Below are 17,360 nucleotides of genomic sequence, written 5' to 3'. Positions count from 1 at the left end.
GGCCGACGCCGCTGGTCACCCCGGTGCCGGGCCCGCCGGGCCCCTCGGTACCGTCCACTCCGTGGGAAAGACGTACGAGGGCGGCGTGCCGCTCGCCGAGGTGGTCCGGTCCGGGTTCGTGGAGGGCGTCCACCGTGGTTCCGTGGTGGTGCTCGACGCCGCCGGCGCGCCGGTGTCCGGGGCGGGGGACGTCACCTCGCCGATCTTCCCCCGGTCGTCCAACAAGCCGATGCAGGCGATCGGGATGCTCCGGGCCGGCCTGCCGCTGACCGACCCGGCCGACGTGGCGCTGGTCTCGGCGAGCCACGCCGGCGAGGAGTTCCACGTCGAGCGGGTCACCGCTCTGCTGCGCGGCGCCGGCCTGACCGGGGAGGCGCTGCACTGCCCGCCGGACCTGCCGGTCGGCGAGGCGGCCCGGGAGGCGGTGCTGCGTGCCGGGGGCGGGCCGACCCGGACCCTGATGAACTGCTCCGGCAAGCACACCGGGATGCTGCTCACCTGCCTGGCCGCCGGGTGGCCGCTGGACGGCTACTGGCGCCCCGAGCACCCGCTCCAGCAGCGGCTCACCGCCGCGATCGAGGAGTTCACCGGGGAGAAGGCGGCGGCCGTCGGGGTGGACGGCTGCGGCGCGCCGGTGCTCGCCGTCTCGCTGACCGGGCTGGCGCGGGCCTTCCTGCGGCTGGTCTCCGCCGAGCCGGGCACCGTCGAGCGGACCGTGGCCGACGCCATGCGCGCGTACCCGGAGCTGGTCGGGGGCACCCAGGCCGACGACACCCGGCTGATGCGGGGCGTACCCGGGCTGCTGGCCAAGGTCGGCGCGGAGGGCGTGATCGCGGCGGCGGTGCCCGGGTTCGGCGCCGTCGCCCTCAAGATCGACGACGGCGCGGGCCGGCCCCGGATGCCGGTGCTCGTGTCGGCGCTGCGCCGGCTGGGCGTAGAGGCCCCGGTCCTGACCGAGTACGCCGAGATCCCACTGCTCGGCGGGGGCCTCCCGGTAGGCGCGGTCCGCCCGGTCTGGTAGCCCGCAGCGACTCGTCAGGGGAGGAAGTCGAGCAACGCGGCGTTGACCGGTTCGGGGCGCTCCAGCGGGAGCAGGTGGGCGGCGTTCGGGACGTCCGGGAGCCGCACGCCCTGCGGGGCCTCGGCGGCGATCCGGTCGGCCAGCCGGCGGATGTCGGCCAGGTCGTCCGCGCCCGCGGCCGCCAGCACCGGCATCCGCAGCTCGGCCAGCCGATCGATCGCCGGTGGGTCGAGCTCGCCGGCCTCGACCGCGCTGAGCGCCTGCTCGGCGGCGAGCGCCCGGCGGTCCAGCTCCTCGGCGAACCGGATCAGCTCCGGGTCGACGTCGGCCGGCTCGCGGGTCGGGCCGACCACCCAGAACCGCACCTCGCCGGCCGCGGTCGCCGCGAAGTCCTCCGGGTCCACGTCGCCGACCAGCTCCTCCCAGAGCCGCTCGGTCTCCTCGGACCACTCGTTGCCGGAGACCGGGGCGCCGAAGAGGGCCAGCGCGGCCACCCGGTCCGGGTACGCCAACGCGGTGTCCACCGCCACCTTGCCGCCGAACGAGCAGCCCACCAGGGCGGCCTGCGCGACGCCCAGCGCGTCGAGCAGTCCGATCACGTCGTCGTGGTGCGCGAACGGGGCGGGTGGCAGCTCGGAGTCGCCGTAACCGCGCAGGTCGACGGCGATGACCCGGTGCCGGGCGGCGAGCGCGGGCAGCTGGTTCCGCCACATCCGCCGGTCGGCGATGCCGGCGTGCAGCAGCACCACCGGGCTGCCGCTGCCGGCCTCGTCGTACGCGAGCGAGGCACCGTTGACTTCGATCTTGATCACAGGGGAACCGTACGGACGCGACAGCCGGCGCGCAACCGGCTATGGGTGACTTCGCTAACTCCGGCTAGCACTTTGCTTGCAGCAGCTAGCACCGGGAGCTAGCGTGGAGTCATGGCCACCAGCAAGGACCTTCCCGACGTCGGCGGGTTCATTCGCGACCTGCGCCGCAATGCGAAGATCTCGCTGCGCCAGCTCGCCGAGCAGGCCGGCGTCAGCAACCCGTACCTGAGCCAGATCGAGCGCGGCCTGCGCAAGCCCAGCGCCGAGGTGCTCCAGCAGCTCGCCAGCGCCCTGCGCGTCTCCACCCCGGCCATGTACCTGCGGGCCGGGCTGCTGGACGACAAGGAGGGGCAGGGCGTGCTCGCGGCGATCGCCGTCGACCCCGAGCTGACCATGGCCCAGAAGCAGTCGCTCACCCAGATCTACGAGACGTTCCGCCGGGAGAACGCGCGCCTCGCCGAGGCGACCGCGACGGCCCAGGCGGCCACCGAACCGGCCGAACCGGCCCCGCCGGTCGAGCCCGCCACCGCGCCGGAGGCCCCGGCCACCGTCGCGCCGGCCGCGACCGGCCCCACGACGCCGGACGGCACCCCGACCGAGGCGGTCCTCGAGTCGGTCGCCGTCACCGAGGCGGGCTCCGCGCCCGCCCCGACCACCGCCGTCCCCCAGAAGAAGACCGCCCGCAAGGTGGTCCGGAAGGCCGCCGGCGCGGCCGAAGAGGAGCAGTCATGACCCAGCCGAAGACCAACCGCATCCCCGCCCCCGTCTACGCCGCCGCCGGCGCCGGCGAGCTGGCCCTCCAGCAGCTGCGCAAGCTCCCCACCGTGGTCAGCGACCTCGGCACCCGGGTCGTCGCCGACCTCGGTGGCAAGGCCGTCGTCACCGGCTTCGAGCTGCGCCAGAAGGCCACCGAGACGCTGAAGACCGCCAACCTGACCGCCACCGGGCTGCGGGAGAAGGCCGGCTCGGGCGACCTCGACCTGGACAAGCTGCGCGAGGCCGCCAACCTGGACAAGCTCCGGGAGGCCGCCAACCTCGACAAGCTGCGCGAGGCGGCCGGCCGCAACGCCGCCGCCGTGCTGGCCGGCGCCCAGGCCGCGCAGGAGCGCGCCCTGGCCGCGTACGCCGAGCTGGTCGCCCGCGGTGAGCGGGTCGTCGGCGCGGGCGTCCTGGAGGCCGCCGACACGGTGAACGCCGACATCGAGGCGACCGAGGCCGACACCACCCCGGCCGCTCCGGCCGCAGTGCCCACGCCCGCCGCGCCGGCCGAGGTGCCCACCCCGGCCGAGGTGGCCGAGGTCGTCGAGGCCCGGCCCGCCGCCGTGAAGCGGACCCGGGCCAAGGCCACCACCGCCAAGGCGACCGCGACCAAGGCCACCCCCTCGGCGAAGCTGCCGAAGACCGCGAAGCGGACCCGCCCGGCCGCCGAGTGAGTCGAGCCTGACCGAGACCCCGGACGGCGTCCTGTCGGACGTTTCCGGGGTCTCGGCATAAGCTTGCCGACATGGCCTACGCCGCGCCGCTCTTCTACCTCGAAGTCCGTTTCGTGATCGAGCTGATCCTGCTCGTCTTCGCCCTGGTGATCGAGGCCGTCTCCCTGGTGCACGCGATCACCCAACGATCCGACGCCTTCGCGGCCATCGGCACCCTCCCCAAGGGTGGCTGGATCGCCATCCTGCTGGTCTGCATGCTGCTCACCCTGCTCGGTGTCGGCGGGGGCGTGATCAGCATCTTCGGTCTGATCGGTATCGCCGCGGCGCTGATCTACCTGCTGGACGTCCGGGTCGGGCTGCGCGACCTGCACGACGGCCGGGGCTTCTGGTGAGAAGCTTCCGCTGGCCACCACCGCCGGACGGCGGTCCCCGCACCTGGGGTCCCGGCCCCGGCGCGCCCCGCACCGGCCGGCCGGCCCTGCCCGAGCCGGAGACCGAGCTGGTCACCACCCCGCACGGCGTACGCCTGGAGCGGCTGGTCACCGGCACCGGTGACCCGGTCACGGTGTTCGCGCACGGGCTGGGCAACGGCATCGCCACCACCCGCCCCTTCGGCAGCGGCGTCACCGGCCGGCGGCTCTTCTTCCAGTTCCGCGGGCACGGCCGCTCCGACTCGCCGCCCGGCCCGTGGAGCTACCTCGACCTGGCCCGTGACCTGCGGGCCGTCGCCGACCTCGGCGGCGCCACCCGGGCCTTCGGGGCCAGCCTCGGCGCCGGCGCGCTCTGCCGGCTGCTCGTCGAGAGCCCGGAACGCTTCGAGAAGTTGGTCTTCTTCCTGCCGGCCGTGCTGGACACCCCGCGCGGCGAGGTGGCCCGCACCCGGCTCACCGACCTGCTCGACGCCGTGGCCGACGGGGACGCCTCCGCGCTGGCCGACGTGGTGTCGCTGGAGCTGCCGCCCTCGGTCCGCAACACCCCGGCCGGCTGGGCCTACCTGCGGCAGCGGCTCGACCAACTGCTCCGCGACGGGCTCGCGCCGGGCCTGGCGAGCCTGCCCGAGCAGGCCCCGCTGCGCGACGCCGGGGCGCTCGCCGCGGTCACCGCGCCGGCCCTGGTGATCGGGTGCGCGGGCGACGACCTGCACCCCGTCGCCGTCGCCGAGCAGTTGGCCGCCGCGCTTCCCGGGGCCACCCTGCACGTGTACGACCGGCCCGGCGTGCTCTGGACGGAACGCGCCGACCTGCGGGAGCGGATCTCGACGTTCCTCAACGGGTAACGTCGGCGGTCATGGGCGTCACACACCACGGCCGTACGCACCGACTCGACCTCGCCGACCCCACCCTGCGGGAGTGGACGTGCACGGTGCTGGCGGCCGCTCCCGAGCAGGGCATCGTGCTGGACCGGTCGGCCTTCTACCCGGGCGGCGGCGGACAGCCGCCGGACCACGGGGTGCTGCTCTGGCAGGGCGTGCAGACCCGGATCGTGGGCACCCGCAAGGGCGACGACCTCTGGCTCGTCCCGGCCGAGGGTGACCCGGTGCCGCCGGTCGGCACCGCCGTCACCGGCGCGGTCGAGGACACCCGGCGGACCATGCTCATGCGCACCCACTCCGGCCTGCACGTGCTCTGCGGCGTGGTGTTCCGCGACTTCGGCGCGCTGGTCACCGGCGGCAACATGGAACCGGGCGAGGCCCGGATGGACTTCAACCTCCCCGAGGTGCCGCCGGACTTCAAGGCCCGGATCGAGGATCTGGTCAACGCCGAGGTGGCCGCGGACCGGTCGGTCGCCGTCCGGGTGCTGCCCCGGGCGGAGGCGCTGGCCCTGCCGGACATCATCCGCACCCAGTCCAACCTGATCCCGCCGGAGGAGCAGGAGGTGCGGATCGTCGACATCGTGGGGCTGGACGTGCAGGCCGACGGCGGCACCCACGTCGCCTCCACCGCACAGATCGGCAAGGTCCAGGTGGTCAAGGTGGAGAGCAAGGGCCGCGCCAACCGCCGGGTACGCGTCCGCCTGGTCGACTGAGGTCGAGCCGTGCCGGGTCAGGGCAGGAATGCCGCCCGGACGTCGAGCAGCCACCGCTCCACGGTCTCCTCGTCCGGGCGCTCCGGCAGCGGGGTGCGGATCCGGTCGAAGTCCCGCTCGGCAGCCGCCACCAGCTCCTCCGCCTCGGCCAGCGCGCCACCGGCCACCCGCTCGCCGAACGCCCGGAACCACTCCGGGTCGGCCAGCCGGATCTCCAGCACGCCGGTCGCGTAGAGCACCCGGCCCTGGTGCAGCAGCCGGGCCAGGTGCCGGGCGTGCTTCGCCGACCGCCGCCGGCCACCGACGGAGGAGTCGCGGGTGGTCAGCTTGCGGAACTGCTGGCTCGCGTAGCCGAGGTAGGCGTCCCGGACCCGGGGCGCGCTGAGGAACCCGCCGCGGATGCCGATGAGCCGTTCCCCGAATTCGGTGCGGGTCTCGTAGCACTCGTCGGGCAGCCACATGAGCTCGGTGGCGGTCGGGTTCCCGCTCAGCGCGAGGCGGGCGTACTTCGCGCACTCGTGCAGGGTCACGTCGGGATCCGTCGTCACCACGGACTCCCGGGGCGGGTGCAGGCCGTGGAAGGCGACCGTTGGCGCGGCGAAGACGCCGATCCGGTCCACGTCCGAGTCCGGCCCGGCCAGCCCGTACGCGACCGAGCCGACGATCCCGGAGAGCAGCAGGTGCATGCGGGCCATGATGGCCGATCCGGATCGCTTCGGAAAACCGGACTTCGGCCGTCAGGTATCGGTGTCACGGTGGTGGCATGACCACACCGCTGACAGGGAAGATCGCGCTCGTCGCCGGCGCGACCCGGGGCGCCGGCCGGCAGATCGCCGTCCAGCTCGGCGCCGCCGGGGCCACCGTCTACGCCACCGGCCGCTCCACCCGCGCGCGCCGCTCCGAGATGGACCGGCCGGAGACCATCGAGGAGACCGCCGAGCTGGTGACCGCCGCGGGCGGCACCGGCATCGCCGTCGCCGTCGACCACCTCGACCCCGAGCAGGTCCGTCGCCTCGTCGCGCGGATCGACGCCGAGCAGGGCCGCCTCGACGTGCTGGTCAACGACATCTGGGGCGCCGACCCGCTGATCACCTGGGAGAAGCCGGTCTGGGAGCAGCCCCTCGACGCCGGCTTCCGCACGCTCCGGCTGGCCGTCGACACCCACATCATCACCAGCCACTTCGCGCTGCCGCTGCTGATCCGCCACCCCGGAGGGCTGGTGGTGGAGATCGGCGACGGGACCAAGGAGTACAACGACACCGAGTACCGGCTCTCGGTCTTCTACGACCTGGCCAAGGTCTCGGTGAACCGGCTCGCCTTCAGCCAGGCGCACGAACTGGCCCCGCACGGCGCCACGGCGGTCGCGCTCACGCCCGGCTGGCTGCGTTCGGAGGCGATGCTGGAGCACTTCGGCGTCACCGAGGCCAACTGGCGCGACGGCGCGGCGAAGGACCCGCACTTCGTCATGTCGGAGACGCCGGCCCTCGTCGGGCGCGCGGTGGCCGCCCTGGCCGCCGATCCGGACCGGGCCCGCTGGAACGGGAAGTCCGTGGACAGCGGCGGGCTGGCCCAGGTGTACGGCTTCACCGACCTCGACGGCACCCGCCCGCACTGGGCGCGCTACTACGAGGAGGTGGTCCGGCCCGGCAAGCCGGCCGACGACACCGGCTACCGCTGACCGGCGTCGGCGTCGGCGTCGTCGGCGTAGAGCGCTGCGGCGCGGCGGGCCGCCGCGGCGCAGCGGGCCCGCAGCTCGGGCGGGTCGAGCACCTCCACCTCGGGACCGAGCGCCAGCAGTTGGCCGTACGCCACCTCGACCGACTCGACGGGCAGCCGGAGCACCACCCGGCCCTGCCCGTCGGGCGGTCCGGCGGCGGCGACCGCCTCGGCGTGAACGAACGGCGCGTCGACCAGGTGCCGCAGCCCGCGCAGCCCGGCCGGGCTGAGCCGCACGGTGACCTCGGCCCGGAGCATGTCCCGCAGGAACGCCTCGGCCTGCTCCCGCCAGTACGCCCCGAGGTCGAAGCCCTCGTCCCGGACGAAGCTCTCCCCGCCCACCTCCACGCCGACCACCCGGTCCACCCGGTACGTCCGCCACCCGTCGCCGACCCGCCCGACCAGGTACCAGACGCTGTTCTTCAGCACCAGCCCGTACGGCGCGACCGCGCGGGTCACCTCGCGGTCACCGCGCCGGTAGCGCAGCTCGACCAGCAGGTCCCGCCAGACCGCCCGGGCCAGCTCGGTCAGCCACGGGGGCGGGCCGGCCTCGCGGAACCAGCCCGGCACGTCCAGATGGAACCGCTGGCCGGTCCGGGCGGGCGCGTCCCGCAGGCTCGGCGGCAGCGCGGCGAGCACCTTCAGTTCGGCGGCGGCCACCGCGTCGGCCAGCCCCATCTCCCCGGCCGGCCCGGGCAGCCCGGCCAGGAAGAGCGCCTCGGCCTCGTCCCGGGTCAGCCCGGTCAGCCGGGTCCGGTAGCCGCCGAGCAGGCGGTAGCCGCCGGCGCGGCCCCGGTCGGCGTACACCGGCACCCCGGCCGCGGAAAGCGCCAGCACGTCCCGGTAGACGGTGCGCTCAGAGACCTCCAGCTCGCGGGCCAGCTCGGCCGCGGTCATCGTCTCCCGCGCCTGGAGCAGCAGCACCAACGAGATCAGCCGGGAAGCGCGCACCCGCCCATCCTCCCTCCGGCGCGGGACCGGGCCGGGATGCGGGCGACCACTAGGCTCTCCGGTCGTGGACGCACCCCGCCTCGCCGCGCCCGTGACCGGCGCCGTCACCCGTTTCCTCGCCGGCGCCGGCCTGCTGCTGCGCGGTCTCGGCCTCTACGTCCGCAGCCCGGGGCTGATGCTGCTCGGGATCGTGCCGGCGCTGATCTCCGGCGTGCTCTTCGTGGCCCTGTTCGCCACCCTCCTGTACTTCGTGGACGACCTGGCCGCGCTGGTCACCCCGTTCGCGGACGACTGGTCGCAGACCTGGCGGAGCCTGATCCGGGTGGCGGCCGGCCTGGCCGTCGTCGGGCTGGCCGGCCTGCTCGGTGTGCTCACCTTCACGGCGGTCACGCTGGCCGTCGGCGACCCGTTCTACGAGAAGATCTCCGAGCGGGTCGAGGAGCGCCTCGGCGGCACGCCCGGGGCCGTCGAGGTGCCGTTCTGGGCCTCGCTGCGCCGCAGCATCCTGGACTCGCTGCGCCTGGTGGCCATCTCCGCGCTGGTGGGCGTACCCCTCTTCGTGGCCGGCTTCATCCCGCTGGTCGGGCAGACGGTGGTCCCGGTGGTCGGCGCCCTGGTGGGCGGCTGGTTCCTCGCCCTTGAGCTGGTCGGCGCGCCGTTCTACCGGCGCGGCATGCGGCTGCCGGAGCGGCGGTCGTTGCTCCGGGCGGACCGGCCGACCACCCTGGGTTTCGGAGTGGCGGTCTTCCTCTGCTTCCTGATACCGCTCGGCGCGGTGCTGGTCATGCCGGCCGCTGTTGCCGGGGCCACCCTGCTGGCCCGCCGGTCGCTCGGGCAGTCCGTCGTCGAGGAGGGGTGACATGGAGACGGTCCTCATCCAGGGGGACATCACGGCGCAGCAGGTCGACGCGATCGTCAACGCGGCCAACTCCTCGCTGCTCGGCGGCGGGGGCGTGGACGGCGCGATCCACCGCAGGGGCGGACCGCCCATCCTGGAGGAGTGCCGGGCGCTGCGCGCGACCCGCTACCCGGACGGCCTGCCCACCGGTCAGGCGGTCGCCACCACCGGCGGCCACCTGCCGGCCCGTTGGGTGGTGCACACCGTCGGGCCGGTCTTCTCCCCGCGCGAGGACCGGTCGGCGCTGCTGCGCGACTGCTATGCCAACAGCCTCCGGATCGCCGACGACCTGGGCGCGCTGAGCGTCGCGTTCCCGCTGATCTCCGCCGGCGTCTACGGCTGGCCGGTCGAGGACGCGGTGGCGCAGGCGCTGGCCGTGCTGCACGCGGCCACCCCGGTCAACGTCACCGAGGCCCGGCTGGTGCTCTTCGGCGCCGACACCTACGCGACGGCCGTCCGGGTCGCCGCCGGGCGCTAGTCGAGGTTGCGCAGGCAGGACCACTGGCTGGCCACCGGCCGGTAGCCGAGCCGGGCGTTGACCGCCAGCATCGGCGCGTTCGCCTCGTCGTTCGAGGTGTACGCGGTGCGTACCCCGGATGTCGCCGCCCGGTGCAGGGCGGCCTGCTTCGCCAGCCGGGCCAGCCCCCGGCCCCGGTGCTGCGGGACGGTGCCCGTGAAGTCGGACCACATCCGATCGCCGTCCCGCTTGACCAGGCTGACGGCGGCCAGCGTGCCGTCCACCTCGGCCAGCGTGCTGGCGTCCCGGTCCAGCCCCAGGTTGTCCCAGACCTCGTGGTGCCAGGTGTCGTAGCCCAGCGCGTCGGTCGGCACGTCGCCCGGCTCGTCCAGCGACGACTCGGCGTCCACCCGGTGGACCTCGCGCGGGTCCACGTCGGCGGCCGGCAGCAGCCGTACGCCGGGCGGCGGCTCGGGCATCGGCGGCGCGGGCCGGAGGTCGAGCGCGGAGTAGCGCAGCTCCCGGCTGGGTGTGAAGCCGTGCCGGCGAGCGAACGGCAGGGACCCGGGCTGGGACCAGGTGAGCAGCCGCTTCGCGTCGAGCAGGCGCAGGTGGGCGAGCGCGGCGTCCAGGAGGGCTGTGCCGAGTCCCCGGAGCCGGTGCGCCGGGTGGACGTGCAGGGTCGAGATCTCCCCGACGTTCGCCGTGGAGGTCTGGATGTTCCGGTACGCCGAGACCCAGCCGACCACCTGCCCGTCCGTCTCCGCCACCCAGGCCGCCCAGTCCTCACCGGGCGGCGGCTGGGCGATCATGCGTCGGGTCGACTCGACGCCGCGCACCAGGTACGGGTGGACGACGCCGCGCAGCGCCACGACACCGGGCGCGTCCTCGGGACGGGCGGGTCGGATCAGGTTCTCGGTCATCCGGCCGACCCTAGAGCGGTCGCCCGCCACCGGCGACGGGATTATCGCGGCCGGGATCGGGGGCGGGTTCGGCCCGGACGGCGGCGACCGCCTCGACCTCCACGAGCTGATCCGGGTAGCCGAGCACGGCCACTCCGAGCAGCGTGCTGGGCGGATCGTGGTCGCCGAACGCGTCCCGGACGACCTGCCAGACGGACACCAGGTCGGTGCGGTCACCGCTGGCCACGTAGACCGTGGTCTTGACGACGTCGGCGAGCCCGGCGCCGGCGGCGGCCAGGGCCGTCTCCAGGTTGGCCATCACCTGCCGGGCCTGGGCGGCGGGGTCGCCGGGCGCGACGGTCCGCCCCTCGGCGTCCAGCGGGCACGCCCCGGCCGTGAAGATCAGCCGCGCGGGCGGCACGACCTCGGCCGCGTACGCGTACTCCGCGACGTCGGAGAGCCGGGGCGCGCGGATCAGGTGCGAGGTGCCGGTCATCGCGCGACCCTAGCGCCGGTCGCTCCCGGCCCGCGACGGAATACCAGCGGCTCCGCTCTCCGCGCGCCTCGTCCCGGCCCTCGTCACGCCGACTCGCGGACCACCAGCTCGGTGGGGAGCACGAGCGCCTGCTCGACCTGCTCGCCGGCGGCGATCCGGAGCAGTTGTCGGGTCATGGCCCGCCCCAGCTCCACTATCGGCTGCTTCACGGTGGTCAGCGGCGGCTCGGTGTACGCCGCCGTCTCGATGTCGTCGAACCCGATCACCGCGACGTCGTCCGGCACCCGCCGGCCGGCCTCCCGCAGGGTGCGCAGCGCGGCGTGCGCCATGAGGTCGGACGCCGCGAAGACCGCGTCCAGCTCCGGGTCGGCGGCGAGCAGTTGCCGCATGGCCGCCGTGCCCGACTCCCGGGTGAAGTCGCCGTACGCCACCAGCTCCGGCAGGCCGGCCGCGGCGACCGTCTCCCGGTAGCCGATCAGCCGTTCGATGCCGGCGACCATGTCCTGCGGCCCGGCGATGGTGGCGATCCGCCGCCGACCGGTTCCGATCAGGTGGCGGACCGCCTCGGCCACCCCGCCGACGTGGTCCACGTCGACGTAGGGCACCTCGGCGCCGTCCAGCGGGCGGCCGCTGCACACCACCGGGATGCCGAGCCGGGCCAGCCGCCCGGGGAGCGGGTCCTCGCCGTGCAGCGAGGCGAAGAGCACCCCGTCGACGTGCCGCCCGGTGGTGTACCGCTCCACCCGTTCGTGCCCGGCCGGCGAGCCGGCCAGCATCAGCACGAGCTGCTTGTCCGCCGCCTCCAGCTCCTGGGCCGCGCCGCGGATGATCCCCGGGAAGACCTGGTCGTCGGAGAAGACCCGGGTGGCCGCCTCGGGCATGACCAGCGCGACCGAGTCGGTGCGCTGGGTGACCAGGCTGCGGGCGGCGAGGTTCGGGACGTACCCCAGTTCCTCTACCGCCCGGCGCACCGCCTGCTGGATCGACTCGGCCACCGTGGTGGAGCCGTTCACCACCCGGGAGACGGTGGCCCGGGACACGCCTGCCCGTCTGGCCACCGCCTCCAGGGTCGGTCGCTGTGCCGTCGTCATCCCCGTCACCACCACCTCGTCACAGCCCGTTCCGGGAGATCACCTCCTGGTACCAACGGGCACTTTCCTTCGGTGTGCGCCGCTGGGTCAGGTAGTCGACGTGGACGATCCCGAACCGCTTCCGGTAGCCCTCGGCCCATTCGAAGTTGTCCAGCAACGACCATACGAGATAACCGCGCAGGTCGACGCCGCGGGCGATGGCCTCGTGCACCGCGCGCAGGTGCCCGTCGAGGTAGGCGACCCGGTCGGTGTCCGCCACCCAGCCGGATCCCTCGGTGTCCCGGTCCGGGAAGGCCCCGCCGTTCTCCGTGATGATCAACGGTAGTCCCGGGTAGTCGGCGGCCACCCGTTCCAGCAGCCGGGTGAGGCCGGCCGGCTCGATCATCCAGCCCATGTCGGTGAGTGGCCCGACCGGCGGCAGGAACTCGACGCCGCCCTCGGTGCCCGGGTACGCGCTGCTCCCGGCGCCGCCCGCCCGGCCGGCCACGTAGGTGGGCGCGTAGTAGTTGAGCCCGAGCAGGTCGAGCGGCGCGGCGATCACCTTCTCGTCCCCGTCCCGGAGGAAGTCCGGCTCGACGATCCGGCCGATGTGGGCCAGCACGTCGTCCGGGTAGCCGGCGCCGGTCAGCGGGTCCAGGAAGATCCGGTTCTGGAGGCCGTCGACCAGCCGCACCGCGGCGGCGTCGGCCGCGCTGCCGGCGTCCGCCGGCTGCACGTCGGCCAGGTTGAGGGTGAGCCCGACGACCTCCGCGCCGGCCGCGCGCAGCGCCCGGGCCGCGAGGCCGTGGCCGAGCAGCAGATGGTGTACGGCCCGGAAGGCCGCCCCCGCGTCCCGCCGGCCCGGCGCGTGCACCCCGTTGCCGTAGCCCAGGTACGCCGAGCACCACGGCTCGTTGAGCGTGGTCCAGGTGCGGACCCGGTCGCCGAGGCGCTGGTGCACGGCGAGGGCGTAGTCGGCGAAGTGCTCGGCGGTCTCCCGCGCGGTCCAGCCGCCCCGGTCCTCCAGCGCCTGCGGCAGGTCCCAGTGGTAGAGCGTGACGATCGGGTCGATGTCCCGATCCAGCAGCGCGTCCACGAGCCGGTCGTAGAAGTCGAGGCCGCGCGGGTTGACCGGGCCGGTGCCGTCGGGCCGGATCCGGGGCCAGGCCACCGAGAAGCGGTACGCCCGCAGCCCCAGGTCCGCCATCAGCGCCACGTCCTCGGCGTACCGGTGGTAGTGGTCGCAGGCCACGTCGCCGGTGTGCCCCTGGAACACCGCGCCGGGCGTACGGCTGAAGGTGTCCCAGATGGACGGGCCGCGCCCGTCCTCGGAGACCGCGCCCTCGATCTGGTACGCGGCGGTGGCCGCCCCCCAGACGAAGCCCTCCGGAAAGCGCAGCTCGGTCATGCCTTCACCGCGCCTTCCATGATCCCGCCGATGATCTGGCGGCCGAACACGACGAACACCAGCAGCAGGGGCAGGGTGGCGATGGCCGTCCCCGTGAACACCTGCGACATGTCCTGGTAGTAGCCGTCGGACAGAGCCCGCAGGGACAGTTGCACGGTCGGGTTCTCCGGATCGTTGAGCACCGCGTACGGCCAGAGGAAGTCGTTCCAGGTGGTCATGAAGGTGAGCAGGCCGAGCACGGCGGCGGCCGGGCGCAGCGCGGGCAGCACCACGTTCCAGTAGATCCGCGCGGTGTTGCAGCCGTCCATCCGGGCGGCCTCGATCAGTTCGGTGCTCACCGCCTGGCCGGCGTACTGGCGCATCATGAACACGCCGAAGCCGGTGACCAGGGCCGGCACGATGACCGCCGGCAGCCGGTCGTTCCAGTTCAGCTTGGTCATCAGCATGTACAGCGGGATCACGCCGAGCTGGGTGGGCACCATCATGGTGGCCACGATGACCAGCAGCAGCGCGTTGCGCCCGCGGAAGCGCAGCTTGGCGAAGGCGAACCCGGCCAGGGTGGAGAAGAAGACCACGGAGACGGTGACCGTGCCGGCCACGATCGCCGAGTTGATCAGGCCGGTGAGGAAGTACGCGTCGGTGTTGTCGAACAGCCGGGCGATGTTGGCGCCGAGGTTGCCGCCCGGGGTGAGCGGGGGCGGGACCTGGCCCATGGCGTCGCTGGTCCGGCTGGCCACCACGAACATCCAGTAGATCGGGAAGATCGACATCAGGGCCGTGACGCCCAGCGCCAGGTAGGTGAGCCGGCCGGGCGTCCAGAGGCGGGTCATCAGGAGTCCTCCTTGCGCGCGCCGCCGCCGAGCCGGCGGAGGAGCAGGACGTTGATGGCCGCGACCACCGCGATGAGCGCGAAGAGCAGCCAGGCGATCGCCGAGCCGTAGCCGAAGTTGTAGTGCGGCGCGAAGGCGTTCTCGAACATGTACATGGTCACCGTCTGCGACTCGCGCAGCGGTCCGCCGCGGATCGCGTTGGTGCCGGAGTTGAACAGCCGGGGCTCGGTGAAGAGCTGGAGGCCGCCGATGGTGGAGATGATGACCGCGAAGATGATCGTCGGCTTGAGCAGCGGCACGGTGATCGACCAGAACTGCCGCGATCGGCTCGCACCGTCGATCGAGGCGGACTCGTAGAGGTCGCGTGGGATGGCCTGCATGGCGGCCAGGAAGATCAGCGCGTTGTATCCGGTCCACCGCCAGTCGACCATCGTGGAGATGGCCACCCAGGAGGCGAGCCGGTTGGCCTTCCAGTCGATCGCGTCGACGCCGACGTGGTCGAGCAGCCAGTTGATCATGCCGAACTCGCGCCCGAAGAGCACCGCGAAGACGATCGCCACGGCGGCGGTCGAGGTGACGTTCGGGATGAGCACCGCCATCCGCCAGGTGGTCCGGGCCCGGAGCCGCCGGTTGAGCAGGTTGGCCAGCCAGAGCGCCAGCAGCAGTTGCGGGACCGTGGAGATGACGAAGATGCCGAGGGTGTTGACCACCGAATGCCAGAAGTCGGGGTCGGCCAGCAGCTGGCTGTAGTTGTCGAACCCGACGAACGGGTGCTCGGCGCCGAGCAGGTCCCAGTCGTGCAGCGAGACCCAGAAGGTGTAGACCAGCGGGTAGATCCCGAAGACCCCGAAGAGCAGGAAGAACGGGGCGACGTACAGGTAGGGCGAGTACTTCGTGTCGAACCGGCTGAGCCGGACCCCCCGGGAGGGGCGGGTGGTGCGGGGCGCCGGTGCGACCGGCGGACGGGCGTCGAGCTGGACTGCCATGGCCCGGGACTCCTTTCCGCCGTGCGGGCGGCACCCGTCACCGGGGACCGCCCGCACGCCTGGCTCGGGTTACTTGGCAGCGGCCTTCTTGGCGTTCTCGACCGCGTCGGTCCAGCCCTGCTCCGGGCTGCGCTTGCCCAGCTCCACGGTGCGGACGGCGTTCTCCACCTCGGTGCGGACGGCCTGGTTCTTCGGGCCCATGTAGACCGGCTTCAGGCTCTTGGCGCCCTCGGCGAAGATCTTGCCGACCGGGGCCGCCGAGAAGTACGCGTTCGTCGAGTCGACGATCGCCGGGTCCGACAGCGCCTGCGGGGAGGAGGGCAGCGGGCCCTTCGCCTTGAATGCGCCGATCTGGCCCTTGGCGCTGGTCAGGAACTTCGCCAGCTCGATCGCCTCGGCCTGGTGCCGGCCCTGCTTCGGCACGGCGAGGAAGGAGCCGCCCCAGTTGCCGCCGTTGCCGGGGACCTGCGCGATGTCCCACTTGCCCTTGGCGCCCGGACCGGCGTTGCCCTCGATGACCCCGGTCATCCAGGCCGGGCAGGCGATGGTGGCGAACTTCGACTGCTTGAACGCGGAGACCCACTCCTCCGACCACGACCCGTACTTGCCGGACAGGCCGGAGTCGATGATGTCCATGGTGGTGTCGTACGCCTGCTTGACCGCCGGGTTGCTGTCGACGACCAGGTTGTTTCCGGTGTCGTAGTAGCTGTAGCCGGTCGTGTTGCCGGCGGTCTGGAGCAGGATGGTGTTGAACGTGTTGGTCGCCGCGTCGAGGAACGAGGCGCCGGTGTTCCTCGCCTTGAACTGCTCGCCGACCTTGATGTAGTCCGGCCAGGTGGGCCAGAGCTTCGAGACCGCCTCCCGCTCGGTGGGCAGGCCGGCCTTGGCGAACAGGTCCTTGCGGTAGCACATGGCCATGCCGCCGACGTCGGTGCCGAGGCCGATGAGCTGCTTGCCGTCGGCGGTGAGCCCCTGGTTCCACTTCCAGTCCAGGAAGTTGCCCTTCAGGTCGGCGGCGCCGTGGTCGAGCAGGTTGACGAAGTTCTGCGGGTTGGCCTTGTACTCGACCAGCAGCCCCTCCTCGATGGCGACGATGTCGCCCGCGCCCTTGCCCGCGGCGAGCCACTGGGTGAGCTTCGGCGAGTACTCGTCCAGGTTGCTGCCGGTGCCCCGCTCAACGATCTTCACGTTGGGGTGGCTGGCCATGTACTCCTTGTAGAGCTCGTCGTAGCCGAACTGGCCGAAGACGTCGACGGTGAGCGTGACCGGGCCATCGGCGGCGGCCTCGTCGTCACCGCCCCCGCAGGCGGTGGCGCCCAGCAGCGCGGTGGTGGCGACCAGGGCCACCGCGGCCAGGCGGCGACGCGTGAAGGTGACCATCTCTTATCTGACCCCTCTAGGTGTATCGGGTGGTGGCGGATGGTTCCGGTACTCAGAGAGCGCTCTCACGACAGGGTGGTGGTTGCCCCCGACCCTGTCAAGAGAGCGCTCTCAGGGCGTCCGGAAAAAGGCGGAGAGTGGCGCTCCGATGGGAAACGCCACTCTCCGCCCGATGTCCCGGAGGGCCCCGCGGTGGGTCAGCCCACCCGCAGCCCGTCCAGCAGGCGGCGGTCGCCGGCCACCCCGAGGGCCTCGAAGCTGATCCGGCCCATCACCGCCAGCAGCAGGTCGCTGGCGGTGCCGGCGACCTGGGCGCGGGCGTGGTGGTCGTCGTGGTCGAGGATCGTCGCGGTGTCCAGGAGGGCCATCCCCTCCCCGCGCAGCCGCAGGTACCACTCCTGGGCGGCGTCGGTGGCGGTCAGCTGGACCACCCCGTGCCACTGGCCGGGTTGGATCCGCCGGCCCGCCGGCAGCCAGGTGTCCAGCACCTCGCTCACCCCGTCGGCCGCGAGCTTGGCCTCGATCGGCTCACCCGCGCCGATGGCGAGCTGGGCGTCCCAGCGGTGCACGGCGGTCTCGTGCGCCATCCGGCGCGGCCAGAAGGCCGCCTTCTTCGGCTGCGGGGCGAAGTTCCAGGCCGGGGCCTCCGGGTCCAACGTGTCGAAGAGCGCCAGCAGCCGCTCGTACTGCTGGCCGTACCACTGGGCCGGGGTCAGGCCGGCCGGCGGCTCCGGGTCGTGCCGCTCCGGGCGGCTCGCCGTGCCGGCGGTCACCACGGTGCGGGCCCACACGTAGACCCGGGCGAGGTGGTGGGCGAGGTCGGAGACCGTCCAGCCGGGACAGGACAGCACCGGGGTCTCCGGGGGCGCCTCCGCGACGGCGGCGGCGAAGGCGGGACCCTCCGTCCGCAACGCGCCGATCCAGAAGTCCTTCGTGCCGTGCAGTCTGCTCATCGCCATCCTCCCGGGGGTGACC

Annotated in this window: 20 protein-coding genes; 9 read left to right on the top strand and 11 right to left on the bottom strand. The window is 73.4% G+C overall.

Annotation, left to right across the window (positions count from 1 at the left end; genetic code table 11):
* The first annotated feature begins 61 nt into the window (after window positions 1-61).
* A complete protein-coding gene (locus tag IEY96_RS30430; protein ID WP_189198248.1) occupies window positions 62-1,021 on the top strand; it encodes an asparaginase in 960 nt (319 codons plus the stop codon).
* 14 nt (window positions 1,022-1,035) lie between these two features.
* Here IEY96_RS30430 and IEY96_RS30425 read toward each other — a convergent pair whose 3' ends face one another.
* Window positions 1,036-1,833, bottom strand: a complete 798-nt coding sequence (locus IEY96_RS30425) for an alpha/beta fold hydrolase (RefSeq protein WP_229791984.1) — start codon at window positions 1,831-1,833, stop codon at window positions 1,036-1,038.
* A 111-nt stretch (window positions 1,834-1,944) separates the two neighbouring features.
* On the opposite strand from IEY96_RS30425, the gene IEY96_RS30420 reads away from it, so the two are divergent.
* The 5 genes from IEY96_RS30420 to IEY96_RS30400 all read left to right on the top strand — a co-directional run bounded on the left by IEY96_RS30420 (window position 1,945) and on the right by IEY96_RS30400 (window position 5,291).
* A complete protein-coding gene (locus IEY96_RS30420; RefSeq protein WP_189198247.1) occupies window positions 1,945-2,565 on the top strand; it encodes a helix-turn-helix domain-containing protein in 621 nt (206 codons plus the stop codon).
* The gene (locus IEY96_RS30415) at window positions 2,562-3,266 is read left to right on the top strand and encodes a hypothetical protein (RefSeq protein ID WP_189198246.1); all 705 of its coding nucleotides are present in this window, start codon (window positions 2,562-2,564) and stop codon (window positions 3,264-3,266) included. Before IEY96_RS30420 ends, IEY96_RS30415 begins: the two co-directional genes overlap by 4 nt.
* Window positions 3,267-3,337: 71 nt before the next feature.
* Window positions 3,338-3,658, top strand: coding sequence for a DUF2516 family protein (locus tag IEY96_RS30410; RefSeq protein WP_189198245.1), 321 nt, complete (start codon window positions 3,338-3,340; stop codon window positions 3,656-3,658).
* Window positions 3,655-4,542 carry an alpha/beta fold hydrolase gene (locus tag IEY96_RS30405; RefSeq protein WP_189198244.1) on the top strand — a complete coding sequence of 296 codons (888 nt, stop codon included), beginning with the start codon at window positions 3,655-3,657 and terminating at the stop codon, window positions 4,540-4,542. Before IEY96_RS30410 ends, IEY96_RS30405 begins: the two co-directional genes overlap by 4 nt.
* Window positions 4,543-4,553: 11 nt before the next feature.
* Window positions 4,554-5,291, top strand: a complete 738-nt coding sequence (locus IEY96_RS30400) for an alanyl-tRNA editing protein (protein WP_189198243.1) — start codon at window positions 4,554-4,556, stop codon at window positions 5,289-5,291.
* A 17-nt stretch (window positions 5,292-5,308) separates the two neighbouring features.
* On the opposite strand, the gene IEY96_RS30395 is transcribed toward IEY96_RS30400, so the two are convergent.
* A complete protein-coding gene (locus IEY96_RS30395) occupies window positions 5,309-5,977 on the bottom strand; it encodes a nucleotidyltransferase domain-containing protein (RefSeq protein ID WP_189198297.1) in 669 nt (222 codons plus the stop codon).
* A 77-nt stretch (window positions 5,978-6,054) separates the two neighbouring features.
* Between IEY96_RS30395 and IEY96_RS30390 the strand changes: the two genes are divergently transcribed.
* Window positions 6,055-6,969: an SDR family oxidoreductase gene (locus IEY96_RS30390; RefSeq protein ID WP_189198242.1), complete on the top strand. Its 915-nt coding sequence runs from the start codon at window positions 6,055-6,057 to the stop codon at window positions 6,967-6,969.
* On the opposite strand, the gene IEY96_RS30385 is transcribed toward IEY96_RS30390, so the two are convergent.
* A complete protein-coding gene (locus tag IEY96_RS30385; RefSeq protein WP_189198241.1) occupies window positions 6,960-7,958 on the bottom strand; it encodes a helix-turn-helix transcriptional regulator in 999 nt (332 codons plus the stop codon). The genes IEY96_RS30390 and IEY96_RS30385 overlap by 10 nt on opposite strands.
* A gap of 64 nt (window positions 7,959-8,022) precedes the next feature.
* Between IEY96_RS30385 and IEY96_RS30380 the strand changes: the two genes are divergently transcribed.
* Entirely contained in the window at window positions 8,023-8,817 is a 795-nt protein-coding gene (locus tag IEY96_RS30380; RefSeq protein ID WP_189198240.1) for an EI24 domain-containing protein, read from the top strand.
* A 1-nt stretch (window position 8,818) separates the two neighbouring features.
* The gene (locus IEY96_RS30375) at window positions 8,819-9,334 is read left to right on the top strand and encodes an O-acetyl-ADP-ribose deacetylase (RefSeq protein WP_189198239.1); all 516 of its coding nucleotides are present in this window, start codon (window positions 8,819-8,821) and stop codon (window positions 9,332-9,334) included.
* Here the strand turns inward: IEY96_RS30375 and IEY96_RS30370 are convergent.
* From IEY96_RS30370 to IEY96_RS30335, 8 genes are all read right to left on the bottom strand, one after another.
* Window positions 9,331-10,236, bottom strand: a complete 906-nt coding sequence (locus IEY96_RS30370; RefSeq protein WP_189198238.1) for a GNAT family N-acetyltransferase — start codon at window positions 10,234-10,236, stop codon at window positions 9,331-9,333. The genes IEY96_RS30375 and IEY96_RS30370 overlap by 4 nt on opposite strands.
* A 10-nt stretch (window positions 10,237-10,246) precedes the next feature.
* The gene (locus IEY96_RS30365; RefSeq protein ID WP_189198237.1) at window positions 10,247-10,711 is read right to left on the bottom strand and encodes a RidA family protein; all 465 of its coding nucleotides are present in this window, start codon (window positions 10,709-10,711) and stop codon (window positions 10,247-10,249) included.
* An 83-nt stretch (window positions 10,712-10,794) separates the two neighbouring features.
* A complete protein-coding gene (locus IEY96_RS30360; protein WP_189198236.1) occupies window positions 10,795-11,802 on the bottom strand; it encodes a LacI family DNA-binding transcriptional regulator in 1,008 nt (335 codons plus the stop codon).
* A gap of 19 nt (window positions 11,803-11,821) precedes the next feature.
* Window positions 11,822-13,189: a GH1 family beta-glucosidase gene (locus tag IEY96_RS30355; RefSeq protein WP_189198235.1), complete on the bottom strand. Its 1,368-nt coding sequence runs from the start codon at window positions 13,187-13,189 to the stop codon at window positions 11,822-11,824.
* Window positions 13,186-14,019, bottom strand: coding sequence for a carbohydrate ABC transporter permease (locus IEY96_RS30350; RefSeq protein ID WP_189198234.1), 834 nt, complete (start codon window positions 14,017-14,019; stop codon window positions 13,186-13,188). Before IEY96_RS30350 ends, IEY96_RS30355 begins: the two co-directional genes overlap by 4 nt.
* Window positions 14,019-15,005: a carbohydrate ABC transporter permease gene (locus IEY96_RS30345; protein WP_189198233.1), complete on the bottom strand. Its 987-nt coding sequence runs from the start codon at window positions 15,003-15,005 to the stop codon at window positions 14,019-14,021. The genes IEY96_RS30350 and IEY96_RS30345 overlap by 1 nt, the downstream gene beginning before the upstream one ends.
* 69 nt (window positions 15,006-15,074) lie before the next feature.
* The gene (locus tag IEY96_RS30340) at window positions 15,075-16,385 is read right to left on the bottom strand and encodes an ABC transporter substrate-binding protein (protein ID WP_189198232.1); all 1,311 of its coding nucleotides are present in this window, start codon (window positions 16,383-16,385) and stop codon (window positions 15,075-15,077) included.
* A gap of 197 nt (window positions 16,386-16,582) precedes the next feature.
* Window positions 16,583-17,338 (bottom strand): maleylpyruvate isomerase family mycothiol-dependent enzyme, encoded by a 756-nt coding sequence (locus IEY96_RS30335; RefSeq protein WP_189198231.1) that lies wholly within the window; start codon window positions 17,336-17,338, stop codon window positions 16,583-16,585.
* Between the last annotated feature and the right edge of the window lie 22 nt (window positions 17,339-17,360).

It is taken from the genome of Micromonospora fulviviridis (assembly GCF_014648395.1).
GTDB classification, from domain to species: domain Bacteria; phylum Actinomycetota; class Actinomycetes; order Mycobacteriales; family Micromonosporaceae; genus Micromonospora; species Micromonospora fulviviridis.
This window is presented reverse-complemented; position numbering and strand designations above follow the sequence as displayed.